Below are 2,291 nucleotides of genomic sequence, written 5' to 3'. Positions count from 1 at the left end.
TGTTGATTTTTTGTAAGAACTGACTGGTTGTAGTTATCCAAAATTCCCATACTGTATGAAACATAGGTAACTGTACTTGTTAGTGCAATTATGGCAAACACTGCTCCTACTNCTACAAAATTGTTTTTTGGTACATAGCTTTGAATCCAATCGGTTGTTGTAGTATTTTGAATCCATATCTTTGTAAAATTAATTGGGAGATTACTAGTATTTGTAACGGTAATGTTGAGCTTACTATTTGGAACTGTCACACTGGAAATCTGAAATGTTTCTTTGTTTGCATCTGATAGTTGTTGATTTTTTGTAAGGATGGATTGGTTATAGTTATTTAAAACTCCCATGCTGTAGGAAATGTAAGTAACCGTACTTGTCAGCGCAATTATGGCAAATACTGCTCCTATCACAGTGCTAAGTGCTCTTCGTGATCTCATGGTGGTGCTACCTGTGTTGTAAATATTGAACCTCTTGCAGTGGTTACAGTGATGGTGTCAGGTTTTTGGCTACCCCACTTTGTGGGAGAGTTGAGACTTGCTGATACTGTATACGATTGTTTTGGTGATATTGTGATGGGTAGACATGTAGATTTGCCTGAAGGTGGTGGACATGAAGAAGATGAATAAGGTGAANGGTAATGGTATCAGGCTTTTGACTGCCCCATTTTGCAGGAGACTTGAGACCTATTGATACTGTATACGATTGCTTTGGCAATATATTGGTAGGTAAACATGTAGATGACCCAGAAGGTGGGGGATTACACGAAGTAAAAGAAGGTGAGTTTTTAGAATAATAGTATGATGTTATGGTAGTACTGTTTAGCTGGATTTGAGTTATTTTCACACTTACGGTTCCAGTATTTGTCAGAGTTACATTTGTGACATTTTTGCTGTTGATAGGACCACAATTAGAACAAAATGCAATATTTTCTATAATTACATTTTCAGTAATTTTATTGGTGTTGTTAATTGCCGCAGTGGATAATGCAGTTTCAAAAACTTTGAGATTGCCATTGGACCATGTGACCAATGCACTACCAAGAACAGCTACTGCACTAAGCATTATTCCTGTTGTGACTATGGTACTTAGACCCTTACGTGATGATCCTACTCTCTTCATTGTCTCGNACGGTTCCAGTATTTGTCAGAGTTACATTTGTGACATTTTGACTGTTGACATGACCGCAATTAGAACAAAATGCAATATTCTCTATTGACACACTTTCGGTAATCTTGTTTGTGTTAGAGACTGCTGTATTGGATAACGCTATTTCAAAAGCTTTGAGATTTCCACTGGACCATGTAACCACTGCACTCCCAAGAACTGCTACTGCGCTGAGCATTATCCCTGCAGTAACTATGGTACTCAGACCTNCAAACTTTCTGTAATTTTGTTAGTGTTGGCAGCTGCAGTATTAGATAATGCCATTTCAAAAACTTTGAGGTTTCCATTTGACCATGTAACCACTGCACTTCCCAGAACTGCTACTGCACTGAGCATTATTCCAGCAGTAACTATCGTACTTAGACCCCTACGTGATGNTCCAAACCACTTTCAACATCCAACGGTTTGACTATGGTATCATTTGATTCCTGTACTGCTTCTGATACAATCTTGTCTGTCTGTGATGGAGCTGCCATCTGTGATAATCTATATGCAGGACATGGTATCTGCATACTCTTTGATACAATGAAAAACAATGGAAATATTTCTTGATATATGGAACTCAGAATTACTGGAATATTTTTTTCGTCTGGGCCTAGTTGCTCTGATATCTCTGCTTGGTCACCGTAAAGTGTTGCTAACCCTTCCACGTTTATCTTGGTATTAGTAGGATTTGACAGAAAAACAAGTTTGTATTTTAAGACAACTTCTGAATCCCTATTTTCTGCCTCATCAAGGGATGCCTCTATGTTATATTTGGAAAAAGAATGCTCGTTTTTTAATTTTGAAAATGATAATGAAGTTACCTCTATCTTTGGATTCATATTCATCTTCTAGACATATGTTGTGAGACTTAACCGCCTGTATGTAGTACAATGATACATATTCCATGCTTAAGTATACTTGCACGCACTGGATCTAGGAATATGGATAACTTTATGAATCAGCGAACAAAGGAGGTTACCAATTCCAAGGTAAATAACAACGATTTCTCTCTAAATATTCGCGTCTCCACACTAAAAAGAACAACTCATGCTCTGTCTAAAAATTATGACATCAAAAAATACCTTACCCCAGAAAAATTTACGTTTTCATCTGATATATCAGAACTCATACCAAAAGATACACCACCG

General features: G+C 37.3%; 2 pseudogenes. One reads left to right on the top strand and one right to left on the bottom strand.

Going from position 1 to position 2,291, the window contains the following annotated elements:
* Nucleotides 1-627: 627 nt before the first annotated feature.
* A pseudogene (locus DYY66_RS03310) lies at nt 628-1,113 on the bottom strand (hypothetical protein); the annotation flags it as partial.
* 983 nt (nt 1,114-2,096) lie between these two features.
* On the opposite strand from DYY66_RS03310, the pseudogene DYY66_RS03295 reads away from it, so the two are divergent.
* Nucleotides 2,097-2,291, top strand: a pseudogene (locus DYY66_RS03295) (AAA family ATPase); the annotation flags it as partial.

The sequence above is a fragment of the Candidatus Nitrosotalea sp. FS genome (genome assembly GCF_011319475.1).
Taxonomy (GTDB): Archaea; Thermoproteota; Nitrososphaeria; order Nitrososphaerales; family Nitrosopumilaceae; genus Nitrosotalea.
Note: the sequence above shows the minus strand (reverse complement) of the source record. Positions and strands in the feature narration are given on the sequence as shown.